Here is a 24,349-nt window from a genome sequence, read left to right on the forward strand (position 1 = left end):
CCGTACCGGCCAGCGCGGGGCAGGGCCGTGACGGTGGTCGCGCCCGGCCGGCCGGTCGTGGCCTTCGTCCTTCCGCATCTGCGGGTGGGCGGGATCGAGGCACTGGTGCGCAGCTGGGTCAACGGCCTCGATCGCGCGCGCTGGCAACCGGTCCTGATCCTGAACCGGGCCGAGGGCGCGTTTCTGGACGGCATTGCCGGAGATGTCCCGGTGCGTTCTCTGGGTGGCCGCCGGATGGTTGGGCGGGCGGTCAGGCTGGCGCCTGCGTTTCGGCGCGATCGGGTTGGCGTCGTCTATTCCGGGACCAACGCGATGAATCTTTCCGCGGCGCTTGCGCTGTCGATGATGCCGCGCGGTCGCCGCCCGAGGCTGATCCTGTCCGAGCACACCACGGCCCGCGACTATCTTGCTCAGGCGCGCCGGCCCCGGCTGCGCCGGGCGCTGCTGCGCAGGCTTTACCCGCTGGCCGACCGGCTGGCCTCGCCGCTGCCCGGCCTTGCCGACGGCTGGCTGCGCGAACTGGGGCTGACCCGCCCGGCCCCCCTTGTCCTGCCGAACCCGGTATTCGAGGCGGAAGAACTCGTCGCGCTGCAGGCGGATCCGCCACGGCGCCATCCGCACCGGATCGTCGCCGCCGGGCGGCTGGAGAAGGTGAAGGGGCATGACGATCTGATCCGCGCCGCAGCACGGGTTTGCACCGAATTTCCCGAGATGCGGCTCGACATTTTCGGCGATGGCCCCGAGCGGTCCCGCCTGCAGGCGCTGATCGACGCACTCGGCCTGTCCGGGGCCGTGATCCTGCGCGGGCATACCGACCGCCTTCTGCACGAGATTGCCGGGGCGGCGGTCCTGGCCCTGGCCTCGCACCGCGAGGGGTTCGGCAATGTTGTGGCCGAGGCGATGGCCGTGCGAACGCCGGTGGTGGCAACGGACTGCGCCGGCCCGCGCGCCCTGCTGGAAGGTGGAAGGCTGGGCACGCTGGTGCCGGCGGGAGAGCCCGAGGCCTTGGCCGCGGCTCTGGCCGGACATCTGCGCACGCCGCCCGATCCGGCCATTCTGGATCGTGCGGCCCGGGCGGTTGAACCATATGAAACCGGGGCGGCACTGGCGGCGTTCGAGGTCGCGCTGGAGGAGCTGGCGGCCCCGGCCTCCGGTTTCCGGTAAAGGCGCGGTCATTCCTCTTCGTCAAAGCCGCCGCGCCGGACCTCAAGCAGATCACCGGGCTGGATGGGCGTATGCAGATCGGCCGGGATCGTCTTTTGCCCGTCGCCGGAGGGACGGAAGATGCGAAACGCCGGCGGCAGCAGGATCGGCCCGCCCGAAGCGATGCGCGACAGCTCTGCGATGGTCTGTTCGGCCGCGGCGATCTCGGCCTCTTCGTCGCGGATGTCGGACAGGACCTGTTCGAGGGCTGTCACCGTCTGGTTCTGCCGCGTGACCTTCTGCTGTTCGATCGAATCCAGAAGTGCCTGCCGGGTCTGGAGGGCGCGGGCCTTGAAGCTGCCGGCCTGCATGAGTTCGATCTTGTCGTCGTTCTGGGTGCTGCGCAGCTGCCGCACGCGGTCGGAACTGGTCAGCCCGCGTTCGAGCAGCGATTCCATCTTTGCCAGTTCCTTCGCCGAATCGGCGATGTTTTCGCGCAGGATTTCCTGCTGGCGGGTCAGAAGCTCGGCCTCGTTCGCCGACAGATCGGCCCGTCGCCGCGCCGATTCCGCCGCCTGTTCGTCCAGAAGGCGCTGGCTGGCAAGGATGCGGTCCTCCTCGGCCACGAGCGTTGCGGCCGAGGGGCCGGCCACCTTCAGGAACTCGGCATCGGGCTCGATCCTTGCCAGCCCCTTCTCTTGCGCTTCGAGTCTGAGCCGCCGCGCGTGCAACCCGGCAAGCCGGGCCTTGCGCACCGCGATGTCGGCGCCAAGCTGCAGGATCTGGGCGCCGATCGCCACGTTCGGGAGCTGGTCGTTTTCGCGCGGGTAAAGCCCCCCCGCCGCGGCGACCAGCCGGCCGACCGTCAGGCCGGGGCGGAACCGCTGTTCGCCGGGCGTTGCCACGTCGCCCAGGACATGGACGGGCCGCCAGCCGGTCACGTCCACGACGACCGACACCGGCAGTCCGGTCTTGGCGTTGATCCGGTCTTTCAACTCGGATTCCAGCTCTTCGGTCGTCTTGCCGGCGGCCTTGATCCGCCCCAGCAGGTGCATGGAAATCGTGCCGTTGCGGCGAATCGTCTGTTCGGTCGTCAGATCCTCGCGATTGAGGACAGAGACCGAAACGGTATCTCCCGGTGCAAGGCGATACGGATCCCCCGCCAGAGCGGGGCTGGCCAGCAGGGCCAGAATGGCAAAGGCCAGAAGAACGAGTGGGTTGTCTCGGGCTGTCATCCTGTTTCGGCTCCCTGCGATCCGGATCGGCGCACGAAGGCGCCCCTCTTGCGAGTTTTCAGTTTGCGCCGCTCGCGAAACCGCTTGCCGATCGGCCGCAACAGGTCCTGGGCTGCCAGTGCCGCGTTCACCGCGCTGGCGCGACGACAGACGCGCAGCCGCGCGCAGGTTTCGAAACGGGTGGCCAGACGCGGCAGGAACCCCGTCGCCCGCAGCGCGTTCGAGCGGAGCTTGCCACGCCCGATGGCCTGGCGCATGGCCTCGATCACGACGGTTCTGCCCGGGGAAAGCCGCGCGAAGCGTTCGTCGAAATCCACCGTGAAACCATATGCGGTATCGCCGGAATCGAGACCAATGGCGCCTGCCGCATCGCATCCATCGATTTCGAGCAGCAGCAGGGTCATCCTGCCCTGCGGCGCCAGCCGCTTCCATAACGCGCGGATGAACCGGCTCATGCGCGGGTCGGTCCTGAAATCGGTGCCGAGATGAGCCTTCCACGATCTTGCGGACAGTTCCAGGATCCGCTCCAGCAGCCTGTCGGCGTCCTCGCCGGGGCGGTCTGCCACGAGGAACGCGTGTTCATGCCGGCGCAGGCGGCGGGCGTCGTCCTTCAGCGCCTTGCGGAAATGCTTGCTGCGCCCGGCGAGGTAGGCCTCCCACCCGTCCGGGTGGTCGCAGACGGCGGCGCGGATCTCGTCGCGTTCGCGGCAGACGAAACCGGCATCCCGCGCGGCCCTGACGGCGATGTTCCATGCGGGTGAGGGGCGCAGCGGGGACAGGTCGGCCAGGGCCCAGTCGCGGGCGCCGAGCACCTCGCGGAACAATGTGCCTGCTGCGTCCTCGTGCCCCGGCGCGGCCAGGAAGTCGTGAAACCCGGCGCGGTCGGCGCACAGCATCCCCAGCCCCGCGACGCGGGGGCCGTTGCGCACCACCGGCCGCTTCCCGGCGCCCATCGGAAGTGCGGAAACGAGCAGGCCGTCGCGCCAGGCACAGGCGATCCGGGGCCGATCGCCACCCGCGCCGAAGGCTTCGGCCCAGGCCTCGATCCATTCGTGGGAGGAGAAGGGCCCCCCACCAGCCACGTCATGCAGTTCCCGCCATGCCGGGCGCAGGGCGGCCAGAGCCTGATAATCGGTGATGATCTCGATACGCATGACCCAACCGGAAGCGCCCGAAGGCAAACGGAAAACCCGACCCGATGCTAGCCGACGCATTGCCTTCGGTCCACAGCCGGCGTTTGTCTGCCCTTGCACGCGCCGGCGGGGGCCGCATAATGCCCCGGATCGGGGAGGGGGCTGAAACTTGCCAGTTCTTGCCGCATTGCTGTTTGTCGGCCTTCCGGCCGTGCTGCTGGTGCTGGTCCGCCGGGTCGCGCTGGCGCGGGCGGTCGGTCCGATCGTGCTGTGCTATGCGGCGGGGCTGCTGATCGGCCTGTCGGGGCTGCTGCCGGCGTCGGCCGTGCCGGTGCGGAGCACGATCACCGAGGCCAGCCTTGCCCTGGCCTTGCCGCTGCTGCTGTTTTCGGTGGATGTGGCGGCCTGGCGGCGGGTGGCCGGGCGGGCGATGCTGTCGATGCTGCTTGCGGTGGTGGCGGTGGTGTTCCTTGCCAGCCTGCTGTTCTACCTGTTCCAGGCCCGCGGCACCGACCGGCCCGAAGAGCTGGCGGCGATGGCGGTGGGCATGTATACCGGCGGCATTGCCAATCTGGGCGCGATCAAGCTGGCGCTGGGCATCGGAGAGGCCCGCTACCTGGTGTTCGCAACTGTCGATACGGTGGTGGGTTCGCTCTATCTGCTGTTCGTGCTGAGCGTGGCGCAGAGGCTGTTCGCGAAATTCCTGCCGCCCTTTCCCGAAAGCCTGCGCGGGCACGCGTTCGATACCGAGGAAACCGGGAGCTGGGCCGGACTGCTGCGGCGGGGGGCGCTGCCCTCGGTCGCGGTGGCGCTGCTGGCGGCGGCGGTCTGCGTCGGGCTGGCGGTGGCGCTGGCGCCGATGGTCGGGGTGGCGAATCCACAGATCATGGTGATCGTGCTGCTGACCACATTCGGCCTTGCGGCCTCTTTCGTGCCCCGGCTTCGCGCCAACCGGGCCGCACCGCTTCTGGGCATGTATTTCATCTATGTGTTCTCGCTGGCGGTGGCGGCGTCTCTGGACCTGTCGGCGCTGGCCGGGGTGGATCCCGCGATCGTCGTCTTCGTTGCCGTGGCGACCTTCGGCAGCCTGGGCCTTCACGCGCTGCTGTGCCGCCTGGCGCGGATCGATACCGACACCTTCATCATCACCTCGGTGGCGGCGATCATGTCGCCGGCCTTCGTGCCGATGGTGGTGCGCAGCCTGCGCAATCCGGCCATGCTGATGTCGGGCATGACGACGGGGATCCTGGGCTTTGCGATCGGCAACTATCTCGGCATTTCGGTGGCGGTGCTGCTGCGCGCGGGAGGGGGGCAATGACCCGTCGCACATTGCCCGAGACCGGCCGTCCCGAGGACGAGGTTCTGGCCGATCTGCAGGCCTTTGCCGCGCGCGATCCCGATTACCGCGCGGGCCGGACCTGGAGCCTGGTCTATCACCTCGACGATGCCCATGACGATTTCGCGGCCGCCGCCTGGCGGATGTATTCCTCGGCCAACGGGTTGAACCCGGCGGCGTTTTCCAGCCTCAAGCGGATGGAAAGCGAGATCGTCTCGATGCTGGCGGAGCTTCTGCACGGCCCGGAGGAATGCTGCGGGGTGCTCACCGCGGGCGGGACCGAAAGCTGCCTGCTGGCGGTCAAGACCTATCGCGACATGGCCCGCAGGACGCGCGGGGTGAAGCGGCCCAACATGGTGATCCCCGTCACCGCCCATGTGGCGTGGTTCAAGGCCGCCGAATATTTCGGCGTCAAGCCGCGACTGCTGCCGATGACGGCGGACCATGCCACCGACATCTCGCGGCTGGACCGGCGGATCGACCGCAATACGGTGATGATCCTGGGCAGCGCGCCGGAATATCCGCACGGCACCATCGACCCGATCGCCGGGATGGGCGCCGTTGCCGCCCGCCGGGGTGTTCCGATGCATGTGGATGCCTGCGTGGGCGGGCTGATCCTGCCGTTCATGGAGATGAACGGCGTGGCGCTGCCCGAATGGGATTTCCGCGTGCCGGGGGTCACGTCGATTTCGGCCGATCTGCACAAGTATGGCTATGCCGCCAAGGGGGCATCCACGATCCTTTATCGCGACCTGGATCTGCTGAAGCACCAGATGTTCGTGCATCAGGACTGGCCGGGGGGGGTGTTCGCCTCGGCCGCGCTGCTGGGCACCCGGCCCGGCGGGGCCTATGCCGCCGCCTGGGCGGTCATGCAGAAGCTGGGCGTTGACGGCTATCGGGAGCTGGCGGCGCGGACGATGCGGGCAGTGGAGGCCCTGAAGGCCGGGATCGAGGGGATCGACGGGTTGCGGGTGCTGGGCCGGCCGCAGGGGCCGCTTCTGGCCTGGGGTTCGGACGATCCGGGGCTGAGCATCTTCGCCGTTGCCGATCAGCTCGAGGCGAAGGGCTGGGCGGTGAACCGGGTTCAGAACCCCGACGGGATCCATGCGATGGTCACGGCGCGCCATGCGGAGGTTGTGGCGGAATATCTGCGCGACCTGGAAGAGGCGGTGGCGGTGGTGCGGGCCGACCCGGATCTGGCGCGACGGGGACGGGCGGCGACCTATGGCATGATGGCGCATGTGCCTTTGCGCGGCATGGTGAAGGAGCGGGTTCTGGACATGTTTGCCTCGATGTACCGGGCGGGGGGCGGCACGCTGGAACTGGACGCGCAGGGAGGCGAGCGGCCGCTGCTCGAGCGCTGGATGGCACGCTATGTGGCGTGGCGTGCGCGGCGGGGATAGCGGTTTCGGCTCGCGGGTGCGACCCGACCCGGGCGGGGGGCGTTGCCCCCCGCGCCCTCCAGAGTATTTGGGCAAGAGGAAGGGTGGATCGGGGCGTTTCAGCCGTGTTCGGCGAGGAAGTCGTGCATCCGGTCGATGGCACGGCGGATGTTGTCTTGGCTGTTGGCGTAGCTGAGGCGGATATAGCCTTCCCCGAGCGTTCCGAAGTCGGGCCAGCCGATGGTGGCCACGCCGGCCTGTTCGAGCAGCCTCACAGCCAGCTCTTTTGCCTTGAAGCCGGTGCCGGAGATGTTCGGGAAGGCATAGAAGGCGCCTCTGGGCGTGACGCATGAGACGCCGGGGAGGTCGTTGAGGAGCTCCACGACCAGCTTGCGGCGGGCGTCGAATTCGGCCACCATGGCGACGACCGCGTCCTGCGGGCCGGTCAGCGCCTCGATCGCCGCGTATTGTGCGGGCGCGTTCACGCAGGACCAGGCGTTGACCGCCAGCTTGCGGACCTTGTCGAAGAGCGCGTCCGGCCAGACCGACCAGCCCAGCCTCCAGCCGGTCATGGCGTAGGTCTTGGACCAGCCGTTGAGGAGGATCAGCCGGTCGCGGATTTCCGGCCAGGCCAGCAGGGTGGCGTGGGTCTGCCCGTCATAGAGCATCCGGTCGTAGATTTCATCCGACAGGATCGCCAGCTGCGGGTGCTCGGCCAGCCCCCGCACGAGGCGGTCGATCTCGGCCTTCGGGGTGACGCCGCCGCAGGGATTGCCGGGCGAATTGAGGATCAGCAGCCGCGAGCGTGGGGTGATGAGGGAAAGGATTTCCTCGGCCGAGATGGCAAAGCCGTTTTCCTCGCGGATGGGCACCGGCACCGGGCGGGCGCCGGTGAATTCGATCATCGAGCGGTAGATGGGAAATCCGGGATCGGGGTAGAGGATGTCCGTGCCCGGCTCTCCCAGCATCAGGATGGCGGCGAACATGGTGACCTTGCCGCCGGGGACGATGATGATGTTGCCGGGGTTCACCTCGGTGCCGAAACGCCGGAGCAGGTCGGCGGCCACGGCCTCGCGCAGCTGCGGCAGCCCCGTGGCCGGCGTATAGCCGTGGTGGCCGTCGCGCAGGGCGCGGATGGCGGCCTCGACGATGTTTTCGGGGGTGCGGAAATCGGGCTGGCCGATCCCGAGGTTGATGATGTCGCGCCCCGATGCGGCCAGTTCCTGCGCGCGGGCCAGGACGGCAAAGGCGTTTTCCTCTCCGATCCGGTCGAAGCCGCCGATGGTCTGCAAAGCGGTTTTCATGGGTGCGACATTAGCCGGGCGGGACAGGGCGGGGTAGCGGAAAGTGGCGCGCCTCACACCCCGAGATGGCGGTCGGTCACCTCGGGGGTCAGTTCCCCGAAGGGGCCGTTCCAGACCGTCCGGCCCTTTTCAAGGATCACCGCCCGGTCGGCGATGTCGGCAAGTTCGCGGATCGATTTGTCGATGACGATGATGGCCAGCCCGGTTTCGGCCTTGAGCCGGCCGATTGCGGCCCAGATCTCGCGCCGGATCACGGGGGCGAGGCCCTCTGTCGCCTCGTCTAGGATCAGAAGCCGCGGATTGGTCATCAGCGCCCGCCCGATGGCAAGCATCTGCTGTTCTCCCCCCGACAATGACGCGGCCTTCTGGTCCTGGCGTTCGACAAGGCGGGGAAACAGCTGGCCCACGGTCTTCATGTTCCAGGCGCCGGGGCGGGCGGCGGCGATCAGGTTTTCGCGGACGGTCAGGTTGTGGAAGCAGCGCCGCCCCTCGGGCACCAGCCCGATGCCGGCGCGGGCGGCCTGGTGGGGCTTCATCGGGCCCATGTCGCGGCCGTCGAAACTCACCTGCCCGCCGCGATGGCGCAGAAGCCGGCAGATGACCTTGACGGTGGTGGACTTGCCCATGCCGTTGCGCCCCATCAGCGCCAGCACCTCGCCGGCTTCAAGGCGAAGATGCACGTCGAAAAGCGCCTGGCTGGGCCCGTAGAAGGCCGAGACGTTGGCAAGCTTGAGAAGGCTCATGCCGCATCCTCCTCGCCCAGATAGGCGCGGCGGACCTCGGGGTTGGCGCGGATTTCGTCCCCCGTCCCGGTGGCGATCACCTTGCCATAGACCAGCACACTGATCCGGTCGGCCAGCGCAAACACCGCGTCCATGTCGTGTTCCACCAGCAGGATCGGCGCCTCGTGGCGCAGCTCGTTCAGAAAGCCGGTCAGGCGCAGCGACCCTTCCGCGCCAAGCCCGGCCATCGGTTCGTCCATCAGGAACACCCGCGGCTTCAGCGTCAGCGCCACGGCGACCTCCAGCTGCCGGCGCTGCCCGTGCGAGAGATCCGCGGTGCGCCAGGCGGCGAAGTCTTCAAGCCCCACCTGTCGCAAGGCCCCCCGGGCGGCGTCCAGCAGGGCCCGGTCCTGCATCACCGGGCGGAAGAACCGGAACACCCGCCCGCGCCGGCCCAGCGCGCCCAGGACGGCGTTCTGCAGCACGGTCAGCTCCATCGCCAGCGACGAGATCTGGAAGGTCCGCCCCAGCCCCAGCCGCGCCCGCGCCACGGTATCGAGGGCGGTCACGTCGCGCCCCTCGAACAGGATCGAGCCGGAATCGGGGGCGATATTGCCGGCGATCTGCTTGATCAGCGTCGATTTTCCGGCCCCGTTCGGACCGATCAGGGCGTGGATCTCGCCCGGGCGCAGATCCAGTGACACCTCTTCGCTGGCCACCACGGCGCCGAAGCTCTTGCACAGGTTGCGGATTTCCAGGATCGGCTCAGTCATGGGCGACCTCCCGCCCGGCAAGCAGCCCGATCAGCCCGCCGCGGGCGAACAGCACCACGCCCAGAAGCAGCGCTCCGAGATAGATGTGCCAGTATTCGCTGAGCCCGCCGAGGAAGTTTTCCAGGATGATGAACAGCGCCGCCCCCGCCACCGGGCCGTAAAGGCGCCCCACCCCGCCGAGGATGACGAAAATCATGATTTCGCCGCTGGTCTGCCAGCTGAACATCGTCGGGCTGACGAAACGGTTGAGATCGGCAAACAGCGCCCCGGCCAGCCCGGTAATAGCCCCCGAAATGGTGAAGGCCACCAGCCGCAGCCGGTAGACTCCGATGCCTACGGTCTGCACCCGCTCCTGGTTCTGATGTGCCGCGACAAGCGCCAGCCCGAAGGCGGATTTCGCCAGTCGCGACATGAGGAACAGGACGGCCAGGAGAATCGCGAAGCACAGGGCGAAGAACTGGATCGGGTCCAGCGTGTTCAGCCCCGGAAATTCGTTGCGGACGTAGATCGACAGGCCGTCCTCGCCGCCGTAGGCCGGCCAGCTGATGGCGAAGTAGTAGAACATCTGCCCGAAGGCGAGGGTAATCATGATGAAATAGACGCCTGTCGTGCGCAGGCTCAGCGCGCCCACCGCCAGCGCCGCCAGGGCGCTGAAGATGATGGCCGTCAGCCAGATCACCGGCATGGACTTCGTGCCTTCGATCAGGATGGGCCACTCCATCAGCGGTTCGTAATCCTGCGCGTGGCTGGCAAGGATGCCCATGGCATAGCCACCGATGCCGAAGAACATCGCATGGCCGAAGCTGACCATCCCGCCCAGCCCCAGCGCCAGGTTCAGCCCCACCCCGGCCAGGGCAAGGATGACCACGCGGGTCGCCAGGGTGATCGTGAACGGCTCGTCCGTCCACCAGGCCCACAGCGGCACCGCCAGCAGCACGGCCAGGATGGCGGCATTGATGAGGGGTTCGCGCCGCATCTCAGTCGCTCCCGTAAAGGCCGGTGGGGCGGATCAGCAGAATGACCGCCATCAGGATGTAGATCGACATCGACGCCAGCGCCGATCCGATCGTGGTCGCCGAGGAGGGGTCGAGAAAGGCTCCGAAGACAACCGGCAGCAGGAAGCGGCCCAGCGTGTCGGTCAGCCCCACCAGGATCGACCCGACAAGCGCGCCCTTGATCGACCCGATCCCGCCGATCACGATGACGACGAAGGCTAGGATCAGCACCGGCTCGCCCATGCCGACCTGCACCGACTGGATGGCGCCCACCAGCGCGCCGGCGAAACCGGCCAGCGCGGCGCCCAGCGCAAAGACGATGGTATAAAGCGCCGAGATGTTGACCCCCAGCGCGCCGATCATCTCGCGGTCGGCCTCGCCCGCGCGGATGCGGATGCCGATGCGGGTCCAGCGGATCAGCGCGAACAGCCCTGCCGCCACCGCCAGCCCGATGCCGATGATCGCCAGCCGGTAGGCCGGGTACTGGATGCCTCCGGGCAGGGTGACGGGGCCGGCCAGCCATGACGGCACGTCGAGATAGAGCGGGAACGAGCCGAAGACCCACCGCGTGCCCTCGGAAAAGATCAGGATCAGGGCGAATGTCGCCAGCACCTGGTCGAGGTGATCCTTGTCATAGAGCCTGCGGATCACGGCAACCTCGACGATCGCCCCGGCCGCCGCCGCCGCGACAAGGCTTGCCGCCAGGCCCAGCAGGAACGATCCCGTGGCCCCCGCCACAGCGGCCGCCGCGAAGGCCCCGACCATGTAGAGCGATCCATGCGCGAGGTTGATCAGCCCCATCACGCCGAAGATCAGCGTCAGCCCGGCGGCCATCAGGAACAGCATGACGCCGAACTGAAGCCCGTTCAGGACCTGCTCGATGAACAGAAGTATCGACATTCGCCTGCAAACCTGCGCGACCCGGCGGGCAGGGCGATCCTGCCCGCCGAAGTCATTTCATTACATCTTGCACTCTTTGGCATAGACGTCGGTGTGATCCTTGCTGGCCACCCCGATGATGCGGTTGGTCACGATATCACCTTCCTTGACCACTTCGCGCATGTAGATGTCCTGGATCGGGTGATTGTTGGTGTTGAAGCGGAACTTGCCGCGCACCGACTGGAAATCGGCGGCTTTCAGCGCCGCGCGAAAGGCATCCGCGTCCTTCACGTCGGCCTTTTCCAGCGCCGATGCGATCAGCAGCCCGGTGTCATAACCCTGCGCCGCGTAAAGCGAAGGCAGCCGGCCATATTCGGCCTGGAAGCTTTCCACGAACTTGCGGTTGGCCAGGTTGTCGATGTCCTTGGACCAGTGCGAGGTGTTCTTCACCCCCAGCGCGGCGTCGCCGATGGCCTTGAGGATGCCCTGGTCGAAGCTGAAGGCCGGGCCCATCACCTGCTTGTCGGCGCCCGAGGCGGCGTATTGCTTCATGAAGGCGATGCCCATGCCGCCGGGCAGGAAGTAGTAGACCATGTCGGCATCGGACGCCTTGATCTGGGCGATCTCGGCGGCATAGTCCTTCTGCCCCAGCTTGGTATAGACCTCGTTGGTCACCGTGCCCTTGTAGAAGCGCTTGAACCCGGCGATCATGTCCTTGCCGGCCGGGTAGTTGGGGGCCATCAGGAACACCTTGCCCACACCATTGTCCGAGGCCCACTGGCCGGCAGCTTCGTTGAAGGCGTCATTCTGCCACGAGACCACGAAATAGTTGGGGTTGCAGCCCTTGCCGGCCAGTTTCGAGGGCGCCGCATTGGGCGAGAGATAGAACTTGCCCTGCGCGGTCACCGAAGGCACCACCGCAAGCGCGAGGTTGGACCAGATGATACCGGTCAGGATGTCCACCTTTTCCGACTGCACCATCTTGTCGGCCAGCTGCACGGCGATGTCGGGCTTGCGCTGATCGTCCTCGACAATCACCTCGATATCGGGGTTGCCCGACTGCTTGATGGCCAGCATGAAGCCGTCGCGCACGTCGATACCCAGCCCCGCGCCACCGCCCGACAGCGTGGTGATCATGCCGATCTTTGCGCCGCCAGCGGATGCCGCCCCTGCCAGTACCGCCAGCGATACGGTGGCAATCAGTTTCTTCAGGTTCATCTTGTCGTTCCTCCCTTTGATGTTTTCTTCTTGTCGGGGTCGGCGATATCCCCCTTGCCTCCGATTAAATCGGTAGTCTTATGCCGAATTAGGGTATTGAGCGCCCCGGCCCCTGTCAACGCAGGCGTTGACGTCGCGTTGCGCCTTGCCGCGCAGTATGGGGCATGATGCTGCGTTGTCGCCATCCCTCCCGTTTCCTCGACCCGGTCCGCAGTAAACCCTCAAATCCCCCGCGGGTCGAGAAGAATCCGGCCCGGCCCGATGCCCGAACCCGTCACGCCGGCGGCTCTGCCGCACCGGGGCCCGTGCCTGACCGCAGCAGGAAGCGCTGAATCTTTCCCGTCTGCGTCTTGGGCAGGGAAGAGCGGAACTTCACCGCGCGCGGATACTTGTAGGGCGCGATCGTGGCCTTCACGTGATCCTGCAACAGCCTGACCATAAGGGGGCCGGCCTCGAACCCCTCGGCCAGCACCACATGGGCCTCGACGATCTGGCCGCGGGCATCGTCCGGGGCGCCGACCACAGCACATTCCGACACTGCCGGATGGGCTAGCAGGGCGGCCTCGACCTCGGGCCCGGCGATGTTGTAGCCGGCCGACACGATCATGTCGTCATTGCGCGCGGCAAAGTGGAAATGGCCGTCCTCGTCCATGCGGAAGCTGTCGCCGGTGATGTTCCAGCCCTGCCGCACATATTCCTTCTGCCGCGCGTCGGCCAGATAGCGGCACCCGGTCGGCCCCTTGACCGCCAGCCGCCCGACCTCGCCGGGGGGGAGCTCGTTCATCTCCTCGTCAACCACCCTTGCCACATAGCCCCGCACCGGGCGCCCCGTGCAGGCGGGGCGGTGGTCGTCGAAGCGGTTGGAGATGAAGATGTGCAGCATCTCGGTGGCGCCGATCCCGTCCAGCATCGGCTTGCCGGTGCGGGCCATCCATTCCTCATAGACGGGCGCGGGCAGGGTCTCGCCCGCCGACACGGCTGCGCGCAGGCTGCTCAGATCCGCTCCTTCCTCCATGGCCTGCAACATGGCGCGATAGGCGGTGGGCGCGGTGAAGCAGACCGTGGCGCGGTATTTCTCGATGATCTCGACCATGTTGGGCGGGCTTGCCTGCTCCAGCAGCGCCGCCGCGGCGCCAAACCGCAGCGGAAAGATCGCCAGCCCCCCCAGCCCGAAGGTGAAGGCCAGCGGCGGAGAGCCCACGAACACGTCCTCGGGCGTGACGCCCAGCACCTCGCGCGCATAGCCGTCGGCGATGATCAGCAGGTCGCGGTGGAAATGCATCGTGGCCTTCGGCTCCCCGGTGGTGCCGCTGGTGAAACCCAGCAGCGCCACGTCGTCGCGGCCCGTTTCCGCCGCCGCGAAGCGCACCGGCTTTTCCAGCGCCAGCCGGTCCAATTCGGCATCGTGGTTCGAGGTACCGTCGAACCCCACCACCGTCTTCAGAAAGCGCGAGCCCTTCGCGCAGGCCACCATTTCCTCCATGAGCCGCGTGTCGCACAGCGCGAAGGCGACCTCGGCCTTGTCCACGATCTTCGACAGCTCCCCGGCCCGCAGCAGCGGCATGGTGTTGACCACCACCGCCCCGGCCTTGGTCGCGGCCAGCCAGCAGGCCACCATCGCCGGGTTGTTGGCCGAGCGGATCAGCACCCGGTTGCCGGGCCTGACGCCAAGATCCTCGACCAGAACATGGGCCAGCCGGTTGGACCAGTCGGTCAGCTCCTTGTAGGTGCGCCGCCGGCCGTTGCCGATCAGCGCCACGCGGTCGCCGAAGCCGCGCGCCACCATCGCGTCGGTCAGTTCGACCGCGGCGTTGAGGCGTTCGGGATAGTCGAACCCCTCCAGCAGGAACTCGGGCCACTGGTCGGGCGGGGGCAGGTTGTCCCGGGTGAAGGTATCGATATGCCCCGTCGGTCCCAGCATGTCAGCTTCCTCCCTCATGGGCCGCCATCGCCTGCCTGGCGATGACGACGCGCTGGACATCCGATGCGCCCTCGTAGATGCGCAGGGCGCGGATTTCGCGATAGAGCCGCTCGACGGCCTCGCCCGACTTCACGCCGTCGCCGCCATGCAGCTGCACCGCACGGTCGATGACGTCCTGCGCCGCTTCGGTCGAGAACAGCTTGGCCATCGCCGCCTCGCGGGTGACGCGGGCGGCACCGCAGTCCTTGGCCCAGGCGGCACGATAGACCAGCAGCGCCGCCGCATCCACGGCCAGCGCCATGTCGGCAATGTGCCCCTGCACCATCTGCAGATCGAACAGCGGCGCGCCCTGCACCTGCCGGGTGGAGACGCGCGCCAGGGCCTCGTCCAGGGCCCGGCGGGCAAAGCCCAGCGCCGCAGCGGCCACGGTGGCGCGGAACACGTCCAGAACCGACATGGCGACACGGAACCCCTCGCCGCGCGACCCCAGAAGCGCCGATTTCGGCACCCGGCAATCGGCAAATCGCAGCCGGGCCAGCGGATGCGGCGCAATCACCTCCAGCCGCTCGACCACCTCCAGGCCGGCCGTGTCCGCCGGCACCACGAAGGCCGACAACCCCTTTGCGCCCGGCCCCTCGCCGGTGCGGGCGAAAACCGTGTAGAGATCGGCAATCCCGCCATTGGAAATCCAGGTCTTTTCCCCGTTCAGCACGAAGGCGTCGCCATCCTCCACCGCCGTCGTGGCGAGCGCCGCCACATCCGATCCCGAATGCGGCTCGGTCAGGGCGAAGGCGGCAATCGCCTCTCCCGCCCGCGTCAGCGGCAGCCACGCGGCCTTCTGCTCCGGCGTGCCGAACAGCGAAATCGCCCCCGAGCCCAGCCCCTGCATGGCAAAGGCAAAATCCGCCAGCCCGTCATGGCGCGCCAGCGTCTCGCGGATCAGGCACAACGCGCGCACATCCAGCCGTTCGCCCTCGCCTGCGCCGGTATGGGTCAGCCAGCCGCCCGCACCCAGATCCGCCACCAGCGCGCGGCACGCGGCATCCACGTCGCCATGATCCACCGCACCAAGATGCGCGCGCGCCCAATCCTCCAGATCGACCGCCAGCATCCGGTGTCGGTCGTCGAAGAACGGCCATTGCAGAAACGTCCGGTCGGCCATGATCCACCCTTTTCCTCTTGCCCCCAAATACTCCCGCCGGAGGGCGCCCGACATCGGCCACGATCACGGGCGGCAGATGCAGGTCAGTCACCCTCGAACACGGGCCTTTCCTTCGCCAGAAACGCGCGATAGGCGCGCTCGAAATCCTTTGTCTGCATGCAGATCGCCTGTGCCTGCGCTTCGGCCTCGATGGCCTGTTCCAGCGACATCGACCATTCCTGCGCCAGCATCGTCTTGGTCATCATGTTGGCAAATCCCGGCCCCGCCGCGATGCGCCGGGCCAGATCGGTTGCCGTCTCCATCAGCGCCTCGGGCGCGACCACCCGGTTGAAATAGCCCCATGCAAGCCCCTCCTCGGAACTCATCGACCGCCCCAAATAAAGCAGCTCGGCCGCCCGTCCCTGACCGATGATCCGCGGCAGGATCGCGCAGGCGCCCATGTCGCATCCGGCCAGCCCGACCCTGTTGAAAAGAAAGGCCGTCCGGGCATCGGGTGTGGCAATGCGCAGATCCGACGCCATGGCAAGGATCGCCCCGGCGCCCGCCGAAACGCCCTGCACGGCGGCAATGATCGGCTTGCCGCAGTTCAGCATCGCCTTGACCAGATCTCCGGTCATCCGGGTGAAGGCCAGCAATTCCTTCATGCTCATTTCGGTAAGCGGCCCTATGATGTCGTGCACATCCCCGCCCGAGGAAAAATTGCCGCCATTGGGGCCGAGGATCACCGCCCCGACCGTGTCATCGTAATGCAGATCGCGGAACCAGTCGCGCAGTTCGGCGTAAGAGTCGAAGGTCAGCGGGTTCTTGCGCTCGGGCCGGTTCAGCGAGACGGTGGCAATGCCGTCGGCAATGGCGCAGTTGAAATGGGTGACATCCGATCGCATTCATTCCTCTCCTTGATCCAGCCCGTCGATCAGCCGGTTCAGGCCGGTGCTGAGCGCCGCCAGGGCCTCGGCATCCAGCCCGCCCAGCATCTCGTCGATCCATGCCTCGTGCGCCGCGGCCTGCTGGGCAAAGCTTTCGGCACCTTCGGGCGTCAGCCGCACCAGCGTGGCGCGCCGGTCGCCGGGCACGGCGACCCTCTGCGCCAGCCCCTCTTCGGTCAGCTTGTCCACGATGCCGGTGACATTGCCGTTCGATACCCGCAGAAGCGCGGAAATCTCGCTCATCCTCAGCCCGCCCGGGGCCCGTGACAGCGCCGACATCACGTCGAACCGCGGCAGCGTGGTGGCGAATTCGCGCCGAAGGCGGCGGCGAATCTCGTCGCCGACCAGCCCGCCGGCCTTGAGCAGCCGCAGCCACAGCCGCAGCCGGTCCTTGGACAGGGACGACACCGGGCGATTCCGGTCAGGGCGATTCCGGTCAGGGTGGTTCATGTTTCTCCTCCTGACAGGGAAAGCGCATGGCCGTTCACCGACCGCGCCGCCTCGGAACACAGCCACAGCGCGGCGCCGGCTACCTCGTCGGGCTGGATGAACCGCCCTTGAGGGTTTCCGGCCAGCAGCGCGGCGCGCGCCTCTTCGCAGCTCTTGCCGGTCTTTTCGACGATGTTGGCCACCGACCGCTCCAGCATCGGGGTCTCGACGAAACCGGGACAGATGGCGTTGACGGTGATCCCGCTTTCCCCCAGCTCCACCGCCACCGCGCGGGTCAGCCCGATCACCGCGTGCTTGGCCGCGCAATAGGCGCTTGCATAGGGATAGCCCTTCAGCCCCGCGGTCGAGGCCACCGCGATCAGCCGGCCGCGACCGGCCGCGCGCATGTCCTTCAGCCCTTCCTGCCAAACATTCACCGTGCCGCAAAGATTGACCGCCAGCATGTCGTTCAGCGCCTGGGAGGTGAGGCGCGAAAACGGCGCGCTTTGCGCCGCTCCGGCATTGGCCACCACCACGTCCACCGGCCCGTTCAGGTCCCGCGCCCGGCGAAAACCCGCCTTGACCTGCGCCGCATCGGTCACGTCGCAGGTGATCCAGGCAATTTCCCGGTGACGGGTTGCAACTTTGCGCAGAGGAGCCTCGCGCCGGCCCATGATCGTGACCCGTGCCCCGGCATGGGCCAGCGCCTCGGCAATCGCGGCCCCGACCCCGGTGCCGCCGCCGGTCACGATGGCGTGGCTGCCCGCAAGAGCCGTCATCGCCGGGCCGGTCCCGCCCCGATCCCGGCCGGCTGCCGGCCAAAGCCCGTGCCGCTGCGCATGATCGTCATCCTCCCTTTGCATTGCACCTTCGGGATGGCCCCCGAATTCGGCGCCGTTCCCGCACGCCCTCGAGGTCAGGCTAGTGCAGGGCCAATTTTATTTCAAGCTTGAAGCTTCAGGATTGAAGCATCCCGGGCGGGGCGAGCGTTGCCGGCCTTGCCCTGCCTGCCGTCCCGCAATGGCGGGGCGGGGAGGCGGGTGGTTCGGGTCGAGGTCGGGATGACAGGAGTTGATGCGGGACAGGGCCGCGATGCGGGCCCATTTGCCCGGATGCCTGCCCCGGCGCGCGGGGCAGGGGTGCGTGCCCGGATCGACCGGGCACGCATGCGCAAGGTCACTCCTCGTGAACCTTTTTCCACATGCCGTTTTCCACGACATTCACATAGACCGCATCGGCGCCCTGGTGATCGTCGGGGCCGTAGTCGATGCGGTTGCCCACCAACTCATCGACATAGTCCAGCGATTCCATGCCCTTGATGAAGCTTTCCTGCGTCAGTTCGGGGCCTGCCGCTTCGAGGCCGCGCACCATCATCTCGGCGGCGGAATAGCCGAGCATGGCAAAGCCGACCGGATCCTCGCCATACTTGGCCTTGTACTCGGTGATGAAGGCCTTCGGAGCGGGTTCGTCCGCACGCGCCCACAGATCCTGCCAGCTGGCGGCGGCGTAGAACCCTTCGGTGATGCCGCCGGGAACCTTGGCGACCACGGTCAGGAAGCTGGCCGAGGTGCCGAGGAACTTCATGTCGTTCAGCCCCATCTTCTTGGCGGTGCCGACCACGGTGATGGCCTGACGCACGCCCAGCGCGATGGTGACGATATCGCAGCCGGCATCCCTCAGCTTGGACAGCGAGCCCACGAAATCGCTTTCATCCGGCTTGTGCGTGGTCTCGGCGGCAAAGGTGATCCCGGCCTCCTCGGCGCCCTTCTTCGTGCCTTCGAGGATCTCCTTGCCGAAATCGGTCGGCAGGTACATCGTGCAGACCTCTTTCCCGCCGAATTCGCCGGCAAGATACTTCACCCCCACCCGCGCCTGGTCGTAATAGGACGAGAACGAGGTGAACTTGTTGTGCATCGGCTCCTGCAGCATCTGCCGGGCGGCCGAGAGCGGGGCGACGTTCGGAATCCCCTTGGAATCGAGCAGTTTGAAGCCGGCGATGTTCATCGGCGTGCCGAGGTTCTGGAGCATCGCGAACACCTTGTCGCGGTTGAGCAGCTTGTTGAACCCCTGCATGGCGCGCGGCATCTGATAGCCGTGGTCCTCGACGATGTAGGTGATCTTGCGGCCATGCACGCCGCCGGCGGCATTCACCTTGTCGAAATAGAGATTGGCACCCTTGGTCGCGGGCACGCCCACGGCGGCGAAGATGCCCGACAGGTCGTTGACGGCACCAATCCTGATTTCGTCGTCGCTCACGCCCTGCACCTGCGCTCCGGCGGTCGATGCCGTCGCCGCAAGCACCGTGGCAAGCCCCAGTCCCCTGATTGCGTTCTTCATGTTCGTCCTCCCTTTGAACAACCGGTTCTTCAATACATTTCGTCGATCAGGTGCTTGTGCTTCTTCTCGACAAGGTTGCGTTTCAGTTTCATCGTTGCGGTCAGTTCCTCATCCTCGGCTGTCAACAGCACATCGATCAAGCGAAAATCCTTGATCTGCTCGACCCGGGCAAATTCCCGGTTCACCGCGGCCACCTCGGCGGCGATCAGCTCCCGCACCTCCTTCGCCGCGCACAGCGAGGCAAAGCTGGAAAACGGCACCTTCCGGTCCTGGGCGAATTTCTCGACATTCTCCTGGTCGATCATGATGAGAGCGGTCAGGTACTTGCGCCCGTCGCCGATGATGACGGCATCGGAGATGTAGTGGCTGAACTTCAGCCGGCTCTCGATCTCGGCGGGGGTGATGTTCTTGCCGCCGGCGGTGATGATGATGTCCTTGATGCGCCCGGTGATGGTGACATAGCCGTCCTCGTCGATGCGGCCCACATCGCCGGTCTTCAGCCAGCCATCCTCGGTAAAGGTTTCGGCGGTCTTTTCGTTGTTGCGCCAGTAGCCCTTGAAGATGTTGAGGCCCCGGACCTGGATCTCGCCGTTCTCAGCGATGCGCACATCGACCCCGGCCACGGGGCGACCGATGGTGCCGATCCGGTTGTCCTGGGGGGTGTTGATGGTGGCGATGCCGGCGGTTTCGGTCATCCCGTAGCCTTCCACCAGCGGTACCCCGATCGACCAGTACCATTTCAGCAGCTCGGGCGAGATCGGTGCCGCCCCGGTGCCGCCGCGCCGCATCCGGTCCATGCCCAGCATCCGGCGCAGGTTGCGCATCACCAGCCGGTCCCAGATCCACCAGCGCAGGGCCACCCCGGCCGGGACCGGCTCGCCGCGCAGCAGGTGTTCGGCCCGCGCCCGGCCCGCCCGCAGCGCCCGGCCGAAGGCCCAGCGGCCCAGAGGCGTGGCCTCCTGGTTGAGGATCGTCACCCGACTGTAGATCTTCTCCCATACCCGCGGCACGGCGGTGAAGGTGTGGGGGCTGACCTCCTGCATGTTGGCGAACACGGTTTCGGGGCTTTCGGCAAAGTTCACGGTGCATTTCGCCGCCAGCGGGAAATAGATCGACACGTCCCGTTCCAGGATGTGGCACAGCGGCAGGAAGCACAGCTGTTCGTCAGTTTCGAAGGCGGGCAGGCCGCGGGCGCCGGCCTCGATCGCGGCCATGATGTTTTCGTGGGTCAGCATCGCCCCCTTGGGCATGCCGGTGGTGCCCGAGGTGTAGATCAGGAGCGCCACGTCCTCGGGCCGCGCGCGGTCGATCTCGGCCTCGAAGGTGCCGGGTTCGTCCGCATCCGCCTTGCGCCCGATTTCGTAGAGCTGGTCGAGGAACAGGCATTTGGGGTGGTCGAGATCGTGAAGCCCCTCTTCTTCGAGGATGATGACGCCCTTCAGCCCCGGCATCTCGTCCTCGACGGTCAGGAACTTGTCCAGCTGCTCCTCGTTCTCGACGATCAGGAAGCGGCTGTCGCTGTCATTGACCAGATAGGCAAGCTGGCTGGCCGAATCGGTGGTGTAGACCCCCGAGGCGATGCCGCCCACGGACTGGATGCCCATGTCGAACCAGGCCCATTCCTTGCGGTCCTCGGAGAGGATCGAAACCACCTCGCCCCGTTTCAGGCCCAGCTTGCGCAGGCCCATGCCGATCCATCTGGCATGGGTCCAGTAATCGGCCCAGCTCCAGGCCTTCCAGATGCCCAGATCCTTCTCACGGTGCGCGGTGCGCGTGCCCAGCGCGGCGCAGCGCAGCTTGAACAGGCCCACGATCGTGTCGGCGCCGTCCACCGTGACCGGGCGGGTGCCCGGCCGGGCATTGAAGCGCACGCCGTTGATGACGACCGTTTCGGCAGGGGGGGGCGGGGTTGAAGCGTCCATGCCCGTCACCTCCATGTCTTCTTGCGTTTCCAGCGGCGGGTTTCGCGCACGCCGGCCTCTTGCACCCCGAGATAGAAGTTGCGGATGTCCTCGGACTGCATCAGCTCGTCGGCGGGGCCGTCCATCACGATTCGGCCGACCTCCATCACATAGCCGTGGTCGGCCAGCTCCAGCGCGGCGGCGGCGTTCTGTTCCACCAGCATCATGGTCACGCCCTGTTCGGTGTTGAGCCGCTTCAGGATGCCGAAGATTTCCTGCACCAGTATCGGCGACAGGCCGAGCGAGGGCTCGTCCAGCAGCATGATCCGCGGGTTGCCCATCAACCCGCGTCCGATGGCCAGCATCTGCTGCTGGCCGCCCGACAGCGTTCCGGCCTCCTGGTTGCGGCGTTCTCCCAGCACCGGGAAATAGTCGAACACCAGTTCCCGGTGCCGGTTGATGCGCGCCTTGTCGATGTCCGTATAGGCACCCAGCGTGAGGTTTTCGTCCACCGTCAGCAACGGGAACACCTCGCGTCCCTCGGGCACATGCACGATGCCGGCCTGAACCACGCGGTGAGGCTCCTGCCCCTGGATTTCCTGGCCGTCGAAGATGATCTGGCCTTTCTCCGGGTCCATCACGCCGCTGATCGTCTTCATCAGCGTGGTCTTGCCGGCCCCGTTGGCGCCCAGGATAGACACGATCTGCCCCTCGTGCACGTCAAGGCTGACGCCGCGGATCGCCATGATCGGTCCATAGAAGCTTTCGATGTTGCGGACCTTCAGAAGCGCCTCGCTCATGCCGCTTTCCCCAGATAGGCTTCGATCACCGCCGGGTCGGACTGCACCTCTCCGGGTGTGCCCAGCGCCAGCCGCGCGCCGTCGGCCATGGCCAGCACCCGGTCGGACACGGATGACACCAGCCCCATGTCATGTTCCACCATCAGCACGGTGATGCCCATCTGCCGGCGGATGTCGTCGATCCACCAGCGCATGTCGGTGGTCTCTTCCACCGACAGCCCCGAGGCCGGTTCGTCCAGCAGCAGCAGCTTCGGTTCGGTGGCCAGGGCGCGGGCGACCTCGACCACCTTGCGCACGCCGTAGGGCAGGCCGGCGATCATCTTGTCGCGGTAGGGCTGAAGGTCGAGAAAGTCGATGATTTCCTCGACCTTCTCGCGGTTTTCCAGTTCCTGCCGGCGTGCGGCGGGGGTGAAGAGAAGCTCGGACAGCAGGTTGGTCCGCCGGTGCCGGTGGCGTCCGACCAGCAGGTTCTGCAGAACGGTGGCGTGATCGAACAGTTCGATGTTCTGGAAGGTGCGGGCAACGCCATAGGCGGCCACGCCCGCCGGCCGGACCTTCAGCAGATCATGCCCGTCGAAACGGATCGTGCCCTCGTCGGGGTCATAGAACCGCGAGATCAGGTTGAACACGGTGGACTTGCCTGCCCCGTTCGGCCCGACGATGGCGAAGACTTCGCCTTCCTCGACCGCAAAGGACAGCCCGTCCACCGCCGTCAGCCCGCCGAACCGGATGGTCACGTTGTCGAGTTCGAGAAGGCTCATCTGAGGCGCTCCGTCTTGAGATAGGATTTCTGCCGCTTGAACATGTCCTTGCGATAGAAGGGGAACAGCTCGAACCAGGTGCGGATCTTGAGCCAGCGGCCGTAGAGGCCCATCGGTTCGAACAGGATGAAGACGATCAGGATCATCCCGAAGACGCCGAACTCCAGCCCCGGAATGGCGACCGTGCCGCCGCCGAAAAGCGCGCCGGCATATTCCTTGGCGATGGACAGGAACTGCGGCAGGAAACCGATGACGATGGCCCCCAGGAAGGCCCCGTGGATCGAGCCCAGCCCGCCGATGACGATCATCATCAACAGCTCGATCGAGATCACCACCGAGAAGGTCTCGTTGTTGAACGCCCCGGCATAGAGCCCCATCAGCGCGCCGGCCCAGCCGGTGACCATGCAGCTCAGCCCGAAGGAGATGGTCTTGGTGCGGGCCACGTCCACGCCCATGGCCTGGGCGGAAACCTCCGAATCGCGCACCGCGATGAATGCCCGCCCCATCGGCGCGCGCAGCAGGTTGATGTAGCCCAGCGTGACGATGACCACGACCCCCAGAACCAGCCAGTAGAACGCATCCGGCGTGCCCCAGCGGTCGATCTCCAGGCCGAGCAGGTTGATCGGGGGGGCGAATTTCCCGCTCACCCCGCCGGACCAGGGCTCGGTCAGCACGATGATGTCATCGACGAGGATCGACAGCGCCAGGGTGAAGATCGCCAGGTAGATGCCGTGCAGGCGCAGGGCCGGAATGGCGATCAGCGCCCCCACGACGCCGGTGATCAGCCCGGCCAGCGGAAAGGCGGCGATGAAGGGCATCCCGGCCTCGATCAGGATGATGTTGGCATAGCAGCCCAGCGCCAGAAAGGCGGCGTGCCCGAGGCTGGCCTGCCCGGTATGCCCGGTCAGCACCATCAGCCCCAGCCCGGCAATCGCCCAGATCAGGACGTTGGTCAGCTCGCCCAGATAGAAGGTGTCGAGCAGCCAGGGCGCGGCGACCGCCGCCGCCAGCAGAGCCAGGTAGAGGCTCAGCTGATACCCGTCCTTCCAGGGGCGGATGTCCTGCATGTAGTCGGTCTTGAACACGATCCGCATGGGTTCAGACCTTCTTCGTGCGCAGTTGCGAGAAAATGCCGCTGGGGCGGAAGATCAGCACCGCCAGCAGCAGCGCATAGGGCGCCACCTGGCTGTAGCCGGCGGCGATGTAGCGGGCGGCGAAGGGCTCCATCACGCCCACGATGAGCCCGCCCAGCAGCGCGCCGGGCAGGCTGCCGAAGCCGCCGATCACCGCCGCGGCAAAGGCCTTGATCCCCAGAAGCCCGGTCGAGGGATCGACCGATCCCTTGGCCGCGAACAGGATCCCCGCCACCGCCGCCACCGCTCCGGCCAGCGCCCAGATCAGCCCCTGGATGCGCTTGACGGGGATGCCCATGTAATAGGCGGCCAGCTGGTTCTGGCTGGCCCCCTGCATGGCCAGCCCCAGCCGGGTGCGGCCGAAAAAGGCATACAGCCCGAAGGTCAGCAGAAGGGTGACGACGATCACCGCCACGTCCTCCATGCCCAGCACCAGCCCGCCCAGGCGAACCTCCTTCCCGGCCATGGGGTTGCTCAGCGTCTGCGGATCGTGCCCCCAGATCAGCCCGGCGACAAAGCGCAGCACGAAGCCCAGCGCGATGGTCAGGATCACCACCGCCGTCTGGCTCTGCCCGAACATCATCCGGATCACGAAACGGTCGAGCAGATAGCCGAAGACGGCCATGATCGTGATCGAGATCGGCACCGCCACCCAGAAGGGCAGGCCCATGTACTGGGCATTGGTCAGGCCGATGGTGACGAACGCACCCAGCATCATCATGTCGCCCTGGGCGAAATTGATCGCTTCGGTCGCCTTGTAGATCAGGACGAAGCCAAGAGCGATCAGGCCATAGACGCATCCGTTGGCTAGGCCGCTGACGAACAGCTGCAAAATATCCAAGCTTTCCTCCCCGCGCCG

General features: G+C 66.8%; 22 protein-coding genes. 3 read left to right on the plus strand and 19 right to left on the minus strand.

Annotated features, from left to right (window positions below):
- Positions 1 to 27 precede the first annotated feature (27 nt).
- Positions 28 to 1,164 (plus strand): glycosyltransferase, encoded by a 1,137-nt coding sequence (locus ACZ5CM_RS01615; protein ID WP_464640670.1) that lies wholly within the window; start codon positions 28 to 30, stop codon positions 1,162 to 1,164.
- Between the two features lie 8 nt (positions 1,165 to 1,172).
- Here the strand turns inward: ACZ5CM_RS01615 and ACZ5CM_RS01620 are convergent, their stop codons facing one another.
- Both ACZ5CM_RS01620 and ACZ5CM_RS01625 read right to left on the minus strand, forming a co-directional pair.
- Positions 1,173 to 2,378 (minus strand): polysaccharide biosynthesis/export family protein, encoded by a 1,206-nt coding sequence (locus ACZ5CM_RS01620; RefSeq protein ID WP_464640671.1) that lies wholly within the window; start codon positions 2,376 to 2,378, stop codon positions 1,173 to 1,175.
- Complete coding sequence (locus tag ACZ5CM_RS01625; protein ID WP_464640673.1) at positions 2,375 to 3,532, minus strand: GNAT family N-acetyltransferase; 1,158 nt, start codon at positions 3,530 to 3,532, stop codon at positions 2,375 to 2,377. The genes ACZ5CM_RS01620 and ACZ5CM_RS01625 overlap by 4 nt, the downstream gene beginning before the upstream one ends.
- 148 nt (positions 3,533 to 3,680) lie before the next feature.
- Between ACZ5CM_RS01625 and ACZ5CM_RS01630 the strand changes: the two genes are divergently transcribed.
- Positions 3,681 to 4,829 carry a DUF819 family protein gene (locus tag ACZ5CM_RS01630; protein WP_464640675.1) on the plus strand — a complete coding sequence of 383 codons (1,149 nt, stop codon included), beginning with the start codon at positions 3,681 to 3,683 and terminating at the stop codon, positions 4,827 to 4,829.
- Positions 4,826 to 6,250, plus strand: a complete 1,425-nt coding sequence (locus tag ACZ5CM_RS01635; RefSeq protein WP_464640677.1) for a pyridoxal phosphate-dependent decarboxylase family protein — start codon at positions 4,826 to 4,828, stop codon at positions 6,248 to 6,250. Before ACZ5CM_RS01630 ends, ACZ5CM_RS01635 begins: the two co-directional genes overlap by 4 nt.
- Positions 6,251 to 6,348: 98 nt before the next feature.
- Here ACZ5CM_RS01635 and ACZ5CM_RS01640 read toward each other — a convergent pair whose 3' ends face one another.
- From ACZ5CM_RS01640 to ACZ5CM_RS01720, 17 genes are all read right to left on the minus strand, one after another.
- On the minus strand, positions 6,349 to 7,533 hold the full coding sequence (locus tag ACZ5CM_RS01640; RefSeq protein WP_464640679.1) for a pyridoxal phosphate-dependent aminotransferase: 1,185 nt from the start codon (positions 7,531 to 7,533) through the stop codon (positions 6,349 to 6,351).
- Between the two features lie 53 nt (positions 7,534 to 7,586).
- Complete coding sequence (locus ACZ5CM_RS01645) at positions 7,587 to 8,276, minus strand: ABC transporter ATP-binding protein (protein ID WP_464640681.1); 690 nt, start codon at positions 8,274 to 8,276, stop codon at positions 7,587 to 7,589.
- Positions 8,273 to 9,028, minus strand: coding sequence for an ABC transporter ATP-binding protein (locus ACZ5CM_RS01650; RefSeq protein ID WP_464640683.1), 756 nt, complete (start codon positions 9,026 to 9,028; stop codon positions 8,273 to 8,275). Before ACZ5CM_RS01650 ends, ACZ5CM_RS01645 begins: the two co-directional genes overlap by 4 nt.
- Positions 9,021 to 10,004 carry a branched-chain amino acid ABC transporter permease gene (locus ACZ5CM_RS01655; RefSeq protein ID WP_464640685.1) on the minus strand — a complete coding sequence of 328 codons (984 nt, stop codon included), beginning with the start codon at positions 10,002 to 10,004 and terminating at the stop codon, positions 9,021 to 9,023. The genes ACZ5CM_RS01650 and ACZ5CM_RS01655 overlap by 8 nt, the downstream gene beginning before the upstream one ends.
- Position 10,005: 1 nt before the next feature.
- A complete protein-coding gene (locus ACZ5CM_RS01660) occupies positions 10,006 to 10,923 on the minus strand; it encodes a branched-chain amino acid ABC transporter permease (RefSeq protein WP_464640687.1) in 918 nt (305 codons plus the stop codon).
- 60 nt (positions 10,924 to 10,983) lie between these two features.
- Positions 10,984 to 12,120: an ABC transporter substrate-binding protein gene (locus ACZ5CM_RS01665; RefSeq protein WP_464640689.1), complete on the minus strand. Its 1,137-nt coding sequence runs from the start codon at positions 12,118 to 12,120 to the stop codon at positions 10,984 to 10,986.
- A 274-nt stretch (positions 12,121 to 12,394) separates the two neighbouring features.
- A complete protein-coding gene (locus ACZ5CM_RS01670) occupies positions 12,395 to 14,041 on the minus strand; it encodes an AMP-binding protein (protein ID WP_464640690.1) in 1,647 nt (548 codons plus the stop codon).
- 1 nt (position 14,042) lies between these two features.
- Positions 14,043 to 15,203 carry an acyl-CoA dehydrogenase family protein gene (locus ACZ5CM_RS01675; RefSeq protein WP_464640692.1) on the minus strand — a complete coding sequence of 387 codons (1,161 nt, stop codon included), beginning with the start codon at positions 15,201 to 15,203 and terminating at the stop codon, positions 14,043 to 14,045.
- A gap of 83 nt (positions 15,204 to 15,286) precedes the next feature.
- Positions 15,287 to 16,087, minus strand: coding sequence for an enoyl-CoA hydratase family protein (locus ACZ5CM_RS01680; protein ID WP_464640694.1), 801 nt, complete (start codon positions 16,085 to 16,087; stop codon positions 15,287 to 15,289).
- On the minus strand, positions 16,088 to 16,579 hold the full coding sequence (locus ACZ5CM_RS01685; protein WP_464640696.1) for a MarR family winged helix-turn-helix transcriptional regulator: 492 nt from the start codon (positions 16,577 to 16,579) through the stop codon (positions 16,088 to 16,090). It abuts the gene before it with no gap.
- On the minus strand, positions 16,576 to 17,337 hold the full coding sequence (locus tag ACZ5CM_RS01690) for an SDR family NAD(P)-dependent oxidoreductase (RefSeq protein ID WP_464640698.1): 762 nt from the start codon (positions 17,335 to 17,337) through the stop codon (positions 16,576 to 16,578). The genes ACZ5CM_RS01685 and ACZ5CM_RS01690 overlap by 4 nt, the downstream gene beginning before the upstream one ends.
- A gap of 397 nt (positions 17,338 to 17,734) precedes the next feature.
- Complete coding sequence (locus ACZ5CM_RS01695) at positions 17,735 to 18,895, minus strand: ABC transporter substrate-binding protein (RefSeq protein WP_464640699.1); 1,161 nt, start codon at positions 18,893 to 18,895, stop codon at positions 17,735 to 17,737.
- 29 nt (positions 18,896 to 18,924) lie between these two features.
- Positions 18,925 to 20,817 carry an AMP-dependent synthetase/ligase gene (locus ACZ5CM_RS01700; protein ID WP_464640701.1) on the minus strand — a complete coding sequence of 631 codons (1,893 nt, stop codon included), beginning with the start codon at positions 20,815 to 20,817 and terminating at the stop codon, positions 18,925 to 18,927.
- 5 nt (positions 20,818 to 20,822) lie between these two features.
- A complete protein-coding gene (locus tag ACZ5CM_RS01705; RefSeq protein WP_464640703.1) occupies positions 20,823 to 21,596 on the minus strand; it encodes an ABC transporter ATP-binding protein in 774 nt (257 codons plus the stop codon).
- Complete coding sequence (locus tag ACZ5CM_RS01710; RefSeq protein WP_464640705.1) at positions 21,593 to 22,357, minus strand: ABC transporter ATP-binding protein; 765 nt, start codon at positions 22,355 to 22,357, stop codon at positions 21,593 to 21,595. The genes ACZ5CM_RS01705 and ACZ5CM_RS01710 overlap by 4 nt, the downstream gene beginning before the upstream one ends.
- Entirely contained in the window at positions 22,354 to 23,451 is a 1,098-nt protein-coding gene (locus ACZ5CM_RS01715) for a branched-chain amino acid ABC transporter permease (protein WP_464640707.1), read from the minus strand. Before ACZ5CM_RS01715 ends, ACZ5CM_RS01710 begins: the two co-directional genes overlap by 4 nt.
- A 4-nt stretch (positions 23,452 to 23,455) precedes the next feature.
- Positions 23,456 to 24,331, minus strand: coding sequence for a branched-chain amino acid ABC transporter permease (locus tag ACZ5CM_RS01720; RefSeq protein ID WP_464640709.1), 876 nt, complete (start codon positions 24,329 to 24,331; stop codon positions 23,456 to 23,458).
- Positions 24,332 to 24,349 lie beyond the last annotated feature (18 nt).

Source organism: Piezobacter thermophilus (assembly GCF_055386745.1).